Genomic DNA, 15,915 nt, shown 5'->3' with positions numbered 1-15,915 from the left:
GATTATGGTACTGCAACGAGTTCTAATATACGCTGTAATGCTTGATCTTTACTGATGCCATCGGCTTGTGCTTCGTAGCTTAAAATGATGCGATGGCGTAAGGCATTCAAAAAGACCGCTTGAATATCATCTGGTGCGACAAAGTCACGGCCACTCAGCCAGGCATGAGCACGCGCACATTTGTCTAAAGCAATGGTGGCACGAGGACTTGCCCCGTACTCGATCCAACTTGCAAGGGTTGGGTCTAATTTAGCTGCATTACGCGTTGCCATAATGAGTTGCACTAAATATTGCTCTAGAGGCTCGGCTAAATGCATTTTTAGCACTTCTTTTCGTGCTGAGAATAACATCTGTTGAGAAATTTCAGGCGCGGTGACTGCGGTTTCAGCGAGTGCTTCACCTCGGGTCAGGCGCAAAATTTCAAGTTCACTTTGCGCATCGGGGTAATCAATATTCAAATGCAATAAAAAGCGGTCTAGTTGCGCTTCGGGTAACGGATATGTTCCTTCTTGCTCGAGCGGATTCTGTGTCGCCATGACTAAAAATAGCTCAGGAAGTGGATAGGTGGTTTTGCCTACCGTGACTTGTCGCTCTGCCATGGCTTCGAGTAACGCTGATTGCACTTTTGCTGGCGCTCGGTTGATTTCATCAGCCAAAATTAAGTTGTGAAATAATGGGCCTGCTTCAAAAACAAACTCGCTAGTTTGTTGGCGGTAAATATCAGTGCCTGTGATGTCTGCAGGGAGCAAGTCTGGTGTAAATTGCACTCGCTGAAACGAGCCTTCCACACCTTTGGCTAACGAGTTTACCGCGCGGGTTTTAGCTAAGCCTGGAGGGCCTTCTACTAATAAATGACCATCAGCCAAAATGGCTAATAACAGCGACTGAGTCAGAGCGGGTTGGCCGATAATTTGTGTATCAAGATAAGTTTGTAATTGTTGAAATGCGTTAACTGCCATAACGAAAATAAATCCTTTGTTCTTATGATTAGGAGCATTTTGTCCCATTGAGACTACGCAGTAGATATAAGGTTCATTTTTATTGAAAACAAGTTGTAACGAAAAATAAATGGGGGCTTTTAAGATAAAAAACAACATCCAATGTCGTTTTTTATTGAGAGATCCGAAAAGTTATGATGATGAAATAGCCCGTTTAGTTATTGTTAAGTATGAAAGGGGAGAACTTAGGCTTTTTGTTTCTCTTCACTGTGATTTAAGGCATGGTAGCCTTCAACTGTTTGGCTCTTCGCTTGTTGTAATGCTTGATACTTAATGCCGTCGAGCACTAAATCTAAGATAGGGCGTTTGTCACCATTGTACCAATTGTTGGCGGTACGTTTGCTAAGCGTTCCATCCGTTAACGCTTCTATTTTTTTCATGCTCCATTCACGCCCTAAATGCTGTTTAATATATTGCGTCAGTTTTACGTTCATACGCTATCCTGTGATATTAACTAAGTTGTAAGTTAAAGAAATTGTTACCGAATCACGTGTGATGAAGTAGGGTAAAAAAGTGAACAATTGTAATTATTTGTCACTGCAGTGGGTGGTAGGCTGGTGAATAGGGATATTTTTCTCATTGTTGAGTTGTATTTGCTTAGAATGACTAGGCTTTAAACAGCTTGATGCGATGCAAAATGCTTTTATCTCGTACTAATTTCAACCATAAAAACTCAGTAACTCTTAGCTGGTTATTAAGAAATCATTCTTTTTACACATTAAAAACACGAATTAGGTAAAACAAAGGTTGGCAAAAAAAACTGGGTTGTTTAGAATCAAACCAACATTAACAGGTCTGACCTGTAACAAGAGGAATTAATTATGTCTGAGCAAATAAATCTAAAAACAGCCCAAGGCGACCGAATTGCCATTGTTAGTGGTCTTCGTACTCCATTCGCTAAACAAGCAACTAACTTCCACCATGTTCCAGCATTGGATTTAGGTAAGCTAGTAGTTAATGAAATGCTTGAACGATTGAACTTTGATCGCAAAGAGATCGATCAATTAGTATTTGGTCAAGTGGTTCAAATGCCAGAAGCGCCCAATATTGCCCGTGAAATCGTCCTAGGGACTGGCATGCCAGTGGGAATTGACGCGTATTCGGTATCAAGAGCTTGTGCAACTAGCTTCCAAGCGATTGCCAATGTGACTGAGTCTATTATTGCAGGCTCTGTGTCTGTTGGTATTGCTGGTGGCGCTGATTCTTCTTCTGTTTTACCTATAGGTGTAAGCAAGAAGCTAGCTGGCTCACTGGTTGATTTGAATAAAGCGCGTACTTTGGGCGATCGTCTAAAGATATTTTCAAAGTTACGTTTAAAAGATTTGTTACCTGTCCCACCTGCCGTGGCTGAATATTCAACAGGGTTATCGATGGGGCAAACGGCCGAGCAAATGGCCAAAACACATAATATTAGCCGTGCCGATCAAGATGCGTTAGCACATCGTTCACACACATTAGCAAGTAAAGCATGGGCAGATGGTTACTTTAAAGATGAGGTGATGACAGCACACGTACCACCTTATAAAGGCTTTTTGGAGCAAGATAATAACATTCGTCATAATTCTACATTAGAAGGTTATGCTAAATTACGCCCAGTATTTGATCGCCAAAATGGTTCAGTAACGGCAGCCAATGCAACCCCATTAACCGATGGTGCTGCAGCGGTATTAATGATGAGCGAATCAAAGGCTAAAGCTTTAGGATATGATATTTTAGGGTATGTTCGCAGCTTCGCATTTAGCGCGATTGGTGTGCATGAAGATATGCTGATGGGGCCTGCGCATTCAACACCTATTGCACTAAGACGTGCAGGGATTACTTTAGCGGATTTAGATTTGATTGAAATGCATGAAGCCTTTGCGGCGCAAACATTGGCCAACATGAAAATGTTTGAGTCAGATAAGTTTGCTAAAGAGCAACTAGGTTTAAGCAAAGCAATCGGCTCAATTGATATGGCTAAGTTTAATGTCAATGGTGGTTCATTAGCCTACGGTCACCCATTTGCTGCAACCGGTGCCCGCTTAATTACTCAAAGCTTAAATGAACTTAAACGTCGCGGTGGTGGCTTAGCGTTAACAACAGCATGTGCGGCCGGTGGATTAGGCGCAGCATTTGTTTTGGAGGCAGAATAATGACGGATTCAGTATTTAATTTTGAACTAAAAGACAATGATATCGCAGTAGTGACCATTGATGTCCCTGGCGAGAAAATGAATACATTGCGAGCGAGCTTTGTTGATGAGCTGAATGAGGTGTTACAAAAAGCAACCTCAGAGCGTGTCAAAGGCCTCGTTTTTATTAGCGGTAAAGCGGATAACTTTATTGCGGGTGCGGATATTAAAATGCTTGATTCTGCACAAACTCGCGATGATGCACTTTATTTATCAAAAACGTGCCACGATGTATTTGCACAAATGGCTGCTATGCCATTTACAACAGTTGCAGCGCTGCATGGTGCGACGTTAGGCGGTGGACTTGAGTTTGCGTTAGCGTGTGATTATCGCGTGTGTTCTGATGCAGATATTACCAAACTAGGACTACCTGAAGTACAACTTGGATTATTGCCTGGTGGTGGCGGTACACAACGTTTGCCTAAACTTGTTGGTATTCAAAAAGCACTTGAGTGGACGTTAACAGGCAAACAAGTACGCGCGAAACAAGCGCTAAAAGCGGGTTTGGTTAATCAATGTGTACCACAAAGCATTTTATTAACAGCTGCGCTTAAGCAGGCGCTTAAAGGTAAAGTGAAGTCTGTTAAGCCTAAACTTGATCGTGTTAGTCAGTTGTTAGAAGGCAACCCGTTTGGTCGTAACATTATCTTCAAAAAAGCAGCTGATAATGTGACTAAAAAGACGGGCGGTCATTATCCTGCTCCTTATGCGATTATCAAGGCGATCCGTGCAAGTGTTGAAATGGATAGCCAGCGCGCTTACCAAGTGGAAGCGGACGGCTTTGCAGACTTATGTATGAGCTCTCAGTCTAAAGCACTTCGTGGGATCTTTTTTGCCACTACAGAAATGAAAAAAGAATGGCAAGTTGAAGACAAATCTTCGATCAGCCATGTTGCAGTGTTAGGGGGCGGCTTAATGGGCGCAGGGATTGCTCATGTCAGTGCTTGTAAAGCATCTGCGCGCGTGAGAATCAAAGATGTAGCCTCAGAAGGTGTTAGTAAGGCGCTCAATTATAGCTATAAGATTTTATCTAAAAAGCAAAAGCGTCGTATTTTATCCTCGGCTGAATTACAGCTGCAAATGAACCGTATTACGGGTGTGACAGATTACAGCGGCTTTAAACATACGCAAATCGCCATTGAAGCGGTGTTTGAAGATTTATCACTTAAACAATCGATGGTCGCTGACATTGAAGCCAATACCAATGAACAGACGATTTTTGCGAGTAACACCTCGTCATTGCCTATTCATCAAATTGCTGAAAAAGCGGCCCGACCAGAAAATGTAATCGGGCTACACTATTTTTCTCCTGTTGAGAAAATGCCTTTAGTTGAGGTGATCCCTCACGCAGGCACTAGTGAGCAAGTGATTGCTAAAGTTGTCAGCTTTGCACGTAAACAGGGAAAAACCCCAATCGTTGTTAAAGATAAAGCGGGTTTTTATGTTAACCGTATTTTGGCGCCTTACGTTAATGAAGCGGCGAACTTACTGTTAGCCGGTGAGCCAATCGAAAAGATTGACCAAGCATTGGTTGAGTTTGGTTTCCCAGTTGGTCCATTAACGCTTCTTGATGAAGTGGGAATTGATATTGGATCAAAAATAGCGCCTATTTTAGAAAATGAACTCGGAGAGCGATTTAAAGCGCCAGATGCATTTAATAAGTTAATTGCAGCAAAACGCTTAGGACGTAAAACAGGGAAAGGTTTCTACTTATACGGCGCAAAAGATAAAAAAGTGGATGAGTCGATTTATGACTTATTAGGTATTTCAGTTTCACCGAAACTGAACAAAGAAGAAATCGCCGAGCGATGTGTAAGCCAAATGCTTAATGAAGCCGCTCGCTGCTTAGATGAAGGCATTATCGCCAGTGCACGAGATGGTGATATCGGCGCTATTTTTGGTATTGGTTTCCCGCCATTTTTAGGTGGACCTTTCAGTTATATGGATAAATTAGGTGCCGCGCAGTTAGCGTCACGTTTGGCTACTTTCGCTGAAAAAAATACTGCCTTTACGCCAGCCGAGGCGTTAGTGACAATGGCTGAAAATAAAACGGTTTATTATTAATTAGTTATAGATAAATCTTATTGAAATAATAGCATTAGGCTAAAAAATATACGGAAGTGTATTTTTTAGCCTTTTTTGTTTATAATACGCCGCCCCTTTTTGGGGCGTTGTGTATTATAAACAATATGAAGTAGGGCTGTATGGTAATTGTGTTAAGTGGGTTATGTGCGTTGTGGCTGTATATTTTGGCCGTCAAAAAAGGCATGCCAGCTAAAAGATGGTGCCTGTTAGGAGGCTTATGCGGGCCCATGGCATGGTGTTTGTTTAATGTGCATTATCGCCGGGCATGGTTACGTCAATTGGGCGATAACCGCAGTTTATTACGCGCTTAATAGCAAACCGTTTAGCTTTTTACTAAAGTCAGTTTGTTGGTTTGTCGCCCTTGCTGTTTCGCTAAAAACTCTTCAAAGTGCTCTGCTGAAAGCGGTTTTGAATAGTAGTAACCTTGGATGGTTTCACAATTAAGCTCGCTGAGAATATCGACTTGCTCTGCATATTCAACGCCTTCAGCGACGACAGATAAATCTAAGTTATGGGCGATAGTCACAATTGAGTCGACCATGTTACGTCCGCGTTCTGTAGCCATATCATCAACAAATGCTTTATCAACTTTTAAGGTATTGAGCGGAAATTGTTTTAAATAGGCTAATGATGAATAACCCGTCCCGAAATCATCAATGGCTAAATGTATCCCGCGCGCACTCAGCGATTTCATGATCGCAATGGCTTCTTTAGGATCATCCATGACGGTGCCTTCTGTGATTTCAAGCTCTAGGAAATAAGACGGGAGCGCATGTTTTTGTAAAATTGCATCAATCCGCGCGGTGAGATCTGGCAAAGCGAACTGCTTGGCTGATAAATTAACGGCGACGCGACCACTAAATAAACCTTGGTTGAGCCAACGTTTCACATCGGCACACGCTTTATCTAACACGACTTCACCAATTTCGATAATTTGCCCGGTTTCTTCAGCGATAGGAATAAATTGCGCAGGGCTGATGAGCCCTTTGTTTGGTGTGATAAAGCGCACTAAAGCTTCCATTCCGACGAGTTCGCCAGTTTCGGTATTCATTTTAGGCTGATAAAAGACACAGAAGTGATCTTCTTTTAAGCCAAATCTCATTAAGTTTTCTATTTGTAGGCGCTTAACGGCTTGGCGATTCATGGTGTCGTTGAAGAATAAATAACGGTTACCTTGTTGCTTGGCGTGATACATCGCGGTATCTGCATTTTTGAGCAAAATTTCAGGTGTATTGCCATCTTCAGGAAACAACACCACCCCAACACTGGAGGTAATCACTAGTTCATGACCAGACATATGAAAAGGGTTAGTGATTTCTTGTAAGAACTCTTTGGCAGTGGTGGTGATTTTATGAATATCATTAGTGCCCACCATCACGAGAGCGAACTCATCGCCGCCCAAACGATAAAAGCTATCTTGCTGGCGGGTTAATTTGGTTAAGCGATTGGCTAAGCGACACAGCAACATATCCCCTAACTGATGACCCAGAGAGTCGTTAATTTTTTTGAAGTTATCTAAATCGAAGACAAGAAGTGCATGATGCGATTTTTGTGTTGCGAGTTTTTTAAGGTTAGTGAAAAACTGATTTCGATTGGGCAGTCCGGTCAGACGATCGCGATTTGAGAGGCGTTGTAATTCAGATTCAGCTTGCTTGCGCTCACTAATATCAGAATATAACACGACAAAATGTGTGACTTGACCATTATTATTTTTCACTACGTCTATCGATAAATCGATTGGCATCAATTCATTTTTTGCATCGGGCAATTTGAGTTCTTCTTGCCAATGCCCTTTTTCAATTAATAGGGTTTTGAGCTTTTCAACATAGGCAGGTTTGTAGCCATGCAAACTAAAAGGGGTGTTGATATAGAGCTCTCTTTTTTTACCAAAAAAAGTAACAAAGCTTGGGTTTACATCAATCACTTTGAAATTGCGATCGCAAATCGCAATAGCATCACTTAAATTTTCCACACATTTTGCGAATAAATTGAGGCGCTCTTCTGTGGTTTTTATGCGGCTGATATCTTTGACTGTGCCTGTCATACGAGTCGGTTTCAAATTCGAATCTGTTTCGATGACTTTGCCTCGGTCAAGCACCCATCGCCAACGACCTAAGTTGTCTTTTGTGCGATAGCTTGCTTCGAAAAACGCGGTGTGCCCAGAGAAGTGTTGTTTGAGTAATAGTTCAACCCGAGGTAAATCACTGGGGTGGATGTTTTTACGGTTAGGGGGGGTGGTGGCGTTTTTATCTTGTTCAATAAATTGGCCGTCATTCATGCGGGTTAATTCGCCACTGACAATATTCCAATCCCATAACGTGTCACCACTGCCTAAAAAGCTACTTTTTAATCTGTCTTCAGAGATCCGTAATTTACGTTGAGAGCGTATTAACTTAAAAATAACAAACAGTGATAAAGGTAGGAGTAATGAAATTAATGATAAAGGTAAAAAATAGCTCGATTCACTAAATAGCACTTCATGGGCAATGACACATGAAGAGGTGAAAAAACTTAGAATTCCAGAGGCTATAACAACAGCTTTTTTTGTATTTGACTGCATACTACTTTACAAAATGTTAACTTCAGCCCGATTACACTAATGCAAATGAGATTAGCTGTCAAAGAGACTTTGACAGCTTTGTAGTGGTTTGAGTAACTTTTTCATTTTGTGCTGATAATAGCACCGTTTTTACGCTATTTTCGCTAAATAATTGCTGGCAAAAGTCAGCCAACGTACTTTGAGTCAAATGACTTAGGCTAGTTTGTAATCTGGCTTGCATGTTAAATTTGAAATCTTGATTGTTCAAACTAAGCCAATACCGCTGAGAGCGCACCCGCAAATTTTTATCTTTTTCCATTATTTGGGTCATTAATCCCATTTTTATTTGATGCCAATCTTGCTCTGAAAGAGATTGAATTCGTTTATAGTATTGCTGAGTAAACTGATCATGGTGAGCGAGCAGGTCATCACTGGGATTTGTTGGTGATTGAACATACAGGGCGATGCCAGCGCGGCTATTAAGTGGTGCGTACCCAGTGCCAACTAAATAACCCAATTGTTTATCTGTTCGCATATACTGAAAATAGTCCTGACTAATAATGTGATTTAGACACATTAAAGAGACTTTTTCGTCGACAGACTCTGTCTGGGCTTGGAAATAGACCACTAAAGCATGATCGGCATGGTGTAGTATCTGATGTTTAACTTGCGCTTGCGTCACCGTCACCAATGGGCGGGTTAAATCAGGCATGGTGTCACTGGACTGTGTTCGGGTTTTTAGTACAGATACAAACTGCTGGGCATCTTCACGTTGCCAGTTACCATGTAGGAGTGCTTGAAGGTGGATTTTACTTAATAGCTCCTGACAGAAATATTCAAACTGGGCAAAACTACAAGTAGCGAGTGCCTCGGCTAGTGCTTCAGGCGTCGGGTTCCACGGTAAAAGCGTCGAGCTTAGCTGACTAAATAATTGGCTTACGGGTTTATTGTGGTTGCCACTGAGCCAATGGCGGCACAATTGCTTTTTATATTCAGCAAACCGCAGAGGGCTAAACTCACATTGATATAAGTGGGCAAGTAGCTTATCCACTAAATCACACTGATTGGCCGAAAGTCCTGAAGTGTGCAGGGTCAGCCCACCTTGATGTGTGGTTAATTGGTAGCTTAGACCGGCAAGCTCTGCAGGATAAAACTCCTCGGCAACCTTATCCATGAATAAATCAGCCAACAGGCGAGTCATCGCCATATGATGAATATCTTTAACTGCTAATTCAGAATCGATGGCTAAATAAAAGTGTCCTTTTGCGACTCGATAGGTGTGATCTTGTTTAAACCAAAAATCAAAGCCAACTTCATCATGGATCTTAATCGGTAATGCAGGGCTTGGCTCTAAATCGTGTAATGTTGCCGCTTTGGATAAATATGGATTAATGGCAGGTAATGCCATGTCAGGGTGAGGATGAGTAATCGTACTGAGCTGCTTGAGCCAAGTCGCATCTAAGTCTTCAATCGCATAAGGTGTATGGTACCAAGCCGTGGTTTGATTGGTGCTAACACTTGGGTCAATTAACACAACACGCATATTGTGCGGTTCAAGCCAGCCAAGTAGGCATTGCCAGTGATCGCTGTTGAAGCCATCCATCAGAAAATCACCACTGATATATTCAATTTCTGGATAATGGTGCATATTTGCACTGAGGCCACTAATCCAGTCAAGTAATCGAGACTTCTCTTGATTATCAAATGCGATGTCGAGCAGTGTTTTTTTGTCTTGATATAAACGAGAAAAATCGGTCGCGGGATCGTGTAACAATTGCAAAAAAGCAAACACACTCTCAACGATATCTAAATAATGATTCGCCCCTTCATCGGTGAGGTTAATGCTAAAGTTAAAGTCTTTAAAATTACTGCCATTAATTCCTCCTCCAGCCGAAAGCCCGTTAATCCAGCCGCGTTGTTTAAGTACGCTGTATAACGACCCTTTGCCTTCGTAGCCGAGGATATGCGCTAAAAAACTCACGGATTTATGTCGGTAAAACTCATCGATATTGGGCATCGCAAAACTAATAATCAGCTTTTGCATGTGTTTATGAGGCTCAATAACAATAAATTTGCCTAAATGTTGTGGTAAATAGAGCGGCGCTTCTATTACGGGCTTAGCGTTATCTGCAGGTGAGATTTCGGCAAATAAATTACGGACCCACACCACTTGTTCCGCGACATCGATAGGGCTGCAAATAGCCAGCGTCATATATCCGGCACGATAATGTTGTTCAAAAAAATCTCGGATTTCATGACAAATTGACGTGTCGGTATCATTCAATGTTTCTTTATTTCCGACAGAAAATTTGGCAAAAGGATGAGCTGGGTTCGCTGTTTCTTTATGAACTTGATAAATGCGCCGACTATCGTCTTTAAGTTTTAATTTAAATTCGGCGTCAATGGCGCTGCGCTCTTTAGTGGTGGCTTGTTCTGTAATGAGTGGGGCGATAAAAAAGCGACTAAAAATCTCAAGGGCCTGATAAAAAAAGGGGTTGTCGATTTCGAAAAAATAGCTTGAGTGTTCAGTGCCCGTCCAGGCATTACAACTTCCACCATGTTGGCTGGTAAATTGTGAGAGGATGCCGGGTTCTGGGTGGCGATCAGTGCCTAAAAAAAGCATGTGTTCAAGAAAGTGAGCGAGGCCTTGGCGATGGTCAGGATCATCAAAGTGGCCAGCATTCACCGTTAGTGAAGCTGCGGCTTTTTCGCTGTGCATATCTTGGATCAGCAACACTTTTAGACCATTGTCCAGTGTTAGTGGGTGGTAAGTTCTGTTATCATTGCGACTGATATTCAAATGCTGCTCCTAGTGATGACCCATCTAATGTGAGGCAATGTTTAGGTTCAGGAAAGAAGACAACTTAAATCAAAAACAAGCTTGCCTGAATGTCGAAATTAAAAAGTGAATATAAATATAGCCGAGTTGTACTGATAATAGCTATAGTGTTCCCAAAATCTTTTTGTTCTTAAATGGTTAAGACTGCAATGTATAAAATTTTTATTATGCGTCATGGTGAAGCTGAAGCGATGAAAGCGGATGATTTTAATCGTAGCTTAACTGAAAGCGGATTCGATGAAGCCGATGAGATGGCGGTCAACTTAAGTTTATGGACTCCCTCTATCGACGCATTAGTAGTCAGCCCATATCTTCGCGCCCAGCAGACGGCTGAGCAAATTAAGCGTCGACACACAGAGATCAAATTCGAAGAAACCAGTGCTGATTTTACCCCTGAGTCATGCGCGCAATTCGCTGCAGACTATCTACTGGCATTAGTGCAGATGCACCCTGAATGCAAAACCTGGTTAGTCGTCTCGCATATGCCTCTAGTGAGTTATTTAGTTGATCAGCTATGCAGTGGCAAAATGCCAATTTTTAATACGGCTGCGATTGCAGAAATCCATTTAGATGAAAGCCGATTATCAGGTTCTTTAGTGGGGATCAACTCACCAAAAACCAGGCAATCATAACGTTCTTATTGTCGTCTCATCTGGCACTAGGCTTGTACGATTGTTTACAATTTTTGCTTTAAAATCGTTGATATTCATACCAAATTACTATTTTATATCCCTTGAAAGTATTCAAACGAAAAAAGTCATTTTTAAGGGACAATAATGAAAAAAAATATGCTCAGCGCCATCGCGGTGGCTGTTTCTCTTGCATTAGTAGGTTGTAACTCAACCACTACACCTTCAAACCCAACTTCTCAAACTGCGGGCGTTGCGATTCCAACAGTCGATATCAATTATGAAAGCTTCAAATTAGATAATGGCTTAACTGTGGTTGTGCATACAGATAAAAAGGCGCCCATTGTCGCAGTTAATGTTTGGTATAAAGTGGGTTCAAAGCATGAAAAACTTGGTAAAACAGGGTTTGCTCATTTATTTGAACACTTAATGTTCAACGGTAGTGAAAACTATGATGATGAATATTTTGGCCCATTTGAACGTGCTGGAGCGACTGAGCAAAACGGTACGACAAACAGCGATCGTACTAATTATTTCCAAAATGTTCCGACCTCAGCGTTAGATATGGCTTTATGGATGGAATCAGACCGTATGGGTCACCTATTGGGGGCCATCACGCAAGAAAAACTTGATGAGCAACGAGGTGTTGTACAAAACGAGAAGCGTCAAGGTGAGTCACAGCCTTACGGCAAAATGTGGGGAGCGGTCTCGGAAAATACCTTCCCACAAGGGCACCCTTACTCTTGGTCAGTGATTGGGTCGATGGAAGATCTCAATGCCGCCTCATTAGATGATGTTCACCAGTGGTTTAAAGATTATTACGGTCCAAATAACGCAGTGCTTGTTATGGCGGGCGATATTGACCTAGAAACAGCGAAAGCCAAAGCCAATCAATATTTTGCTGACATCAAACCAGGTAAACCAGTTGCTCAAACTGATACGTGGATAGCCAAACGCACTGGCACTAAGCGTATGTCGATGCAAGACCGTGTGCCTAATCCGCGTTTAGTGAAAGTGTGGAATACCGCAGAGCTAGGCTCAAAAGACGGTGAATACCTGTCGTTATTTGCCGATGTGTTAGCGGGTGGGAAAAACAGCCGTCTTTATCAACGTCTTGTTTATCAAGAGCAAAAAGCATCAAGTGTATTCGCATTTAATTATGCTCGTGTGATGGCTGGCCAAATTTTAATTGGTGCCGATGCACTTAATGGTCAAGATATGGCTGAGATTGAAGCCATTATTGATGAAGAACTTGCGCGTTTAATTGCCGATGGCCCAACGATTGAAGAGCTAAACCGCATTAAATTTTCAAACGCAGCTAGCTGGGTTAAAAGTGTTGAAGGAGTCGGTGGCTTTGGTGGTAAATCAGACGTATTAGCGTCAGGTATGGTGTATCACAACGATCCGGTTTTTTATAAAAAGCAGCAAAGTATTCAAAACGCTGCGCGTCCTGAAGATGTCAAAGCAGCGGGCGAGCGTTGGTTAACCGACGGCGATTTTGTACTGACGATTACACCATTTGAAACGCTAAGCCACAGTGACGTGAGCGCAGATCGTTCAGCAGTACCAGAAGTAACCACGTTACCGAAACTTGTATTACCTGAAGTTGAAAAAGCGACGCTCAATAATGGCCTTGAAGTCATTTTAGCGCGTCGTACAGACACACCAACGGTTAATATGCAATTGAGCTTTGATGCGGGTTACACTGCGACTCCTGGTGATAAAGCCGGTCTGGCCGATTTTGCGATGGGCATGCTAAAAGAGGGCACAACTTCGTTGTCTAGTTTAGAACTTGCGGCAGAACTAGAAACGATAGGTGCAGGTATTTTTGCTGGCGCAAGTTTAGACAGCTCAAACCTAAGCTTGTCGGCGATGAAAGTGAATTGGCAGCGCAGTGCTGAACTGTTCTCTGATGTATTGCTCAACCCTGCATTTAACGAGAGCGATATTGAGCGCGTGCGCAGCCTTGCACTCGATGGCATTAACAAAGAAAAAGCCCGTCCTATGAGCAATGCACTGCGCATTTTACCACCGCTGTTATACGGTGATAATCATGCTTATAGCCAACCACTAACGGGTTCGGGTACAGAGCAAACCGTTAAGAGCTTCACCCGTGAAGATTTAGTTGCGCATACTGCTCAGTGGTTACGCCCAGATAATGCACGTTTAGTGGTTGTAGGTGATATCACTATGGCTGAGCTGACAAGTACCTTAAACACGTCGTTGAGTGGATGGAAAACGCCCAAATCAATGAAGCCTAAAAAGCAGTTAGCAAAAGTGGCTTTACCAAGTAAACCGCGAGTGTTTGTGCTTGATAAACCTGACTCGCCTCAATCATTGATTGTTGCAGGATTACTTGGTCCTGATCGCAGTGAATTAAGTGCAGACCAAGATATTACGCTTAATTTAATGAATACCATTATTGGTGGTAGCTTTACCTCACGTTTGAATATGAATTTACGTGAAGACAAAGGCTGGTCATATGGTGCGCGTTCAGCGATGTTCAACAATGAAGGTCAATCACCATTCTTTGTTTATGCTCCAGTGCAAACAGATAAAACCAAAGAGTCAATTGCTGAAATCTTAAAAGAGCTTAATGGCTATACTGGCAATGACGCTGCTAAGCCTGAAGAGTTAGCAAAAGTAGTGAGCAATAAAGTAGCCAAAATCCCTGGCAGCTATGAGAAAAAATGGTCATTGTTAAGTGCATTATCAGATGCATATGACAAAGGGCGAGATGAAAAGTACCTTGAGCAATATGCAAGCAAAGTGCAAGCAATTGAGTTAGCGCGTGTGCAGCAACAAGCCAAAGACTTAATTAATGATGAGCAACTAACGTGGGTGATAGTGGGTGATGTTGCGAAAATCAAAGCGCAAATAGAGTCACTTAACTTAGGTGAAATTACTTACCTAGACGCAAAATAAGCATTTAAAATGTAAAAAACCACCTCGTTCGTAGGTGGTTTTTTTTGCTTATTTAATGCGGATGATGATAGTCAGCTCTTTTAATCCCCAAGTTCTGATCTCCAAAACTCTTAATACTTAGGATCGTGGGGAAGGTGTAAATCCACTAAAATCAAAATGGCACTTTTGCCTCCCCATTCTAGAGGAGCCTGATGCATCGCAATGACATCAGGGTGTTGCACTAAATAATGTGGGATCTTATTTTTTAGAACGCGCTCACCAATACCATGCATAATACTGGCGCATTGCACATGCTGTTTTTTACAGGCATTGATTAACGCAATTAATTCTGCCTTGCTGTCTTCTTTATTTAAACCATGTAAATCTAAAATTAGCTCAGGGGTATATTCACCACGGCGTAACTGTTTGGCTAAAAAGCTATTGTGACCGGCTTTGACGTAAGACAGCACTTTTTGGCCGTCGATATCGGGCTCGTATTCATCAGAGAAGAAAAATTCAGCTTGTTCAAGCTTGGTTTGCTCTGAGTGACGAGTGATCGCCTTTTTTTTCTGCGGGCGCGAGAAATGCGCTTTGTCTTGGACAAAGGCACGAGTTTGGCCTAATTCTTGGCGAAAGAGCGCCAAATCATCATCGTTAAGTGGGGTGGGTTTTTTCATAGCGCGCAGTGTAAACAAAAAAAATTAAAAAATCGAGGTGAATGAGTACCTAGGGATTGCTTTTTGACGCTACAATAGGCCCCTAATTCATAGCTATTTTAAGTGTATTGACCATGACAGAACAATTTATTGCCGCCCATCAATTTGAAGAAGCGATCAGCGACCTTGAAACCATCAATGACTGGTTACGTTGGAGTGCGAGTCAGTTCTCTGCTGCAGGGTTGTTTTTTGGTCATGGTACCGACAACGCGTGGGATGAAGCCGTTAGCTTAATTTTACCGACCTTATCATTGCCAATTGATACACCAAAAGAGTTAGTGCTTACTCGCTTAACTCGCTCAGAAAAAATGATGTTAGCCGAAGTCATTGCTGAGCGTGTTAACAACCGCACACCGGTTGCTTATTTAACCAATCAGGCATGGTTTGCGGGCTCTCCCTTTTATGTTGATGAGCGAGTGTTGATCCCTCGTTCTCCTTTTGCGGAGCTAATCGAAAAGCGCTTTTCGCCATGGTTAGCGCAAGAGCAAGATGTGCACCGCATTTTGGATATGTGCACAGGCTCTGCGTGTATTGCGATTGCGTTAGCAGAAAAGTTCGATGAGGCGCAGGTTGATGCTGTTGATATTTCAACTGATGCACTGGATGTTGCTGATATTAATATTAGCGATTACCAACTTGAAGATCGTGTTTTCCCTATTCAATCAGATGTGTTCAGTGGGGTTGAAGGGCAAAAGTACGATTTAATTATTGCCAATCCGCCGTATGTTGATGCTGAAGATATGGCTGACTTACCCAGTGAGTTTCATCATGAGCCAGAGTTGGGACTGGCATCAGGCTTTGATGGTCTAGATGTGACCCGTAAGATTTTAGCAGGTGCAGCAGAGCATCTAACTGATAACGGATTGTTATTTGTTGAAGTAGGGAATTCTATGGTACACATGGAAGAAATTTATCCCAATGCTGAATTTGAATGGATTGATTTTGATAAAGGCGGTTTAGGCGTATTTGTGATTTCTAAACAAGCGCTTGTTCGCAGCATCGAAGATTAATCGATGTAGCAAAAGAGAGATTTTT

11 protein-coding genes are annotated in these 15,915 nt (G+C 42.2%); 6 read left to right on the top strand and 5 right to left on the bottom strand.

What is annotated here, in order from left to right:
* Positions 1-2: 2 nt before the first annotated feature.
* Together PULV_RS09495 and PULV_RS09490 are read right to left on the bottom strand one after the other, a co-directional pair.
* Complete coding sequence (locus tag PULV_RS09495; RefSeq protein WP_193331563.1) at positions 3-959, bottom strand: AAA family ATPase; 957 nt, start codon at positions 957-959, stop codon at positions 3-5.
* 224 nt (positions 960-1,183) lie between these two features.
* Positions 1,184-1,432, bottom strand: a complete 249-nt coding sequence (locus PULV_RS09490) for a hypothetical protein (RefSeq protein ID WP_086743820.1) — start codon at positions 1,430-1,432, stop codon at positions 1,184-1,186.
* 387 nt (positions 1,433-1,819) lie between these two features.
* Between PULV_RS09490 and fadI the strand changes: the two genes are divergently transcribed.
* The 3 genes from fadI (at position 1,820) to PULV_RS09475 (ending at position 5,564) form a co-directional block, all read left to right on the top strand.
* Positions 1,820-3,130 (top strand): acetyl-CoA C-acyltransferase FadI, encoded by a 1,311-nt coding sequence (gene fadI, locus PULV_RS09485; RefSeq protein WP_086743819.1) that lies wholly within the window; start codon positions 1,820-1,822, stop codon positions 3,128-3,130.
* Positions 3,130-5,232, top strand: coding sequence for a fatty acid oxidation complex subunit alpha FadJ (gene fadJ, locus PULV_RS09480; RefSeq protein ID WP_086743818.1), 2,103 nt, complete (start codon positions 3,130-3,132; stop codon positions 5,230-5,232). Before fadI ends, fadJ begins: the two co-directional genes overlap by 1 nt.
* A gap of 140 nt (positions 5,233-5,372) precedes the next feature.
* Entirely contained in the window at positions 5,373-5,564 is a 192-nt protein-coding gene (locus PULV_RS09475; protein WP_086743817.1) for a hypothetical protein, read from the top strand.
* An 11-nt stretch (positions 5,565-5,575) separates the two neighbouring features.
* Here PULV_RS09475 and PULV_RS09470 read toward each other — a convergent pair whose 3' ends face one another.
* Together PULV_RS09470 and PULV_RS09465 are read right to left on the bottom strand one after the other, a co-directional pair.
* Entirely contained in the window at positions 5,576-7,813 is a 2,238-nt protein-coding gene (locus tag PULV_RS09470) for an EAL domain-containing protein (protein ID WP_086743816.1), read from the bottom strand.
* A 58-nt stretch (positions 7,814-7,871) separates the two neighbouring features.
* Entirely contained in the window at positions 7,872-10,592 is a 2,721-nt protein-coding gene (locus PULV_RS09465; protein ID WP_193331562.1) for an insulinase family protein, read from the bottom strand.
* 188 nt (positions 10,593-10,780) lie between these two features.
* On the opposite strand from PULV_RS09465, the gene sixA reads away from it, so the two are divergent.
* Positions 10,781-11,263: a phosphohistidine phosphatase SixA gene (sixA, locus tag PULV_RS09460; protein WP_086743814.1), complete on the top strand. Its 483-nt coding sequence runs from the start codon at positions 10,781-10,783 to the stop codon at positions 11,261-11,263.
* Between the two features lie 144 nt (positions 11,264-11,407).
* Positions 11,408-14,185: a M16 family metallopeptidase gene (locus tag PULV_RS09455; protein WP_176365167.1), complete on the top strand. Its 2,778-nt coding sequence runs from the start codon at positions 11,408-11,410 to the stop codon at positions 14,183-14,185.
* Between the two features lie 110 nt (positions 14,186-14,295).
* On the opposite strand, the gene smrB is transcribed toward PULV_RS09455, so the two are convergent.
* On the bottom strand, positions 14,296-14,841 hold the full coding sequence (gene smrB / locus PULV_RS09450) for an endonuclease SmrB (protein WP_193331561.1): 546 nt from the start codon (positions 14,839-14,841) through the stop codon (positions 14,296-14,298).
* Between the two features lie 113 nt (positions 14,842-14,954).
* On the opposite strand from smrB, the gene prmB reads away from it, so the two are divergent.
* Positions 14,955-15,890 carry a 50S ribosomal protein L3 N(5)-glutamine methyltransferase gene (gene prmB / locus PULV_RS09445; RefSeq protein WP_193331560.1) on the top strand — a complete coding sequence of 312 codons (936 nt, stop codon included), beginning with the start codon at positions 14,955-14,957 and terminating at the stop codon, positions 15,888-15,890.
* The last annotated feature ends 25 nt before the right edge of the window (positions 15,891-15,915 follow it).

It is taken from the genome of Pseudoalteromonas ulvae UL12 (genome assembly GCF_014925405.1).
GTDB lineage: Bacteria > Pseudomonadota > Gammaproteobacteria > Enterobacterales > Alteromonadaceae > Pseudoalteromonas > Pseudoalteromonas ulvae.
Note: the sequence above shows the minus strand (reverse complement) of the source record. Positions and strands in the feature narration are given on the sequence as shown.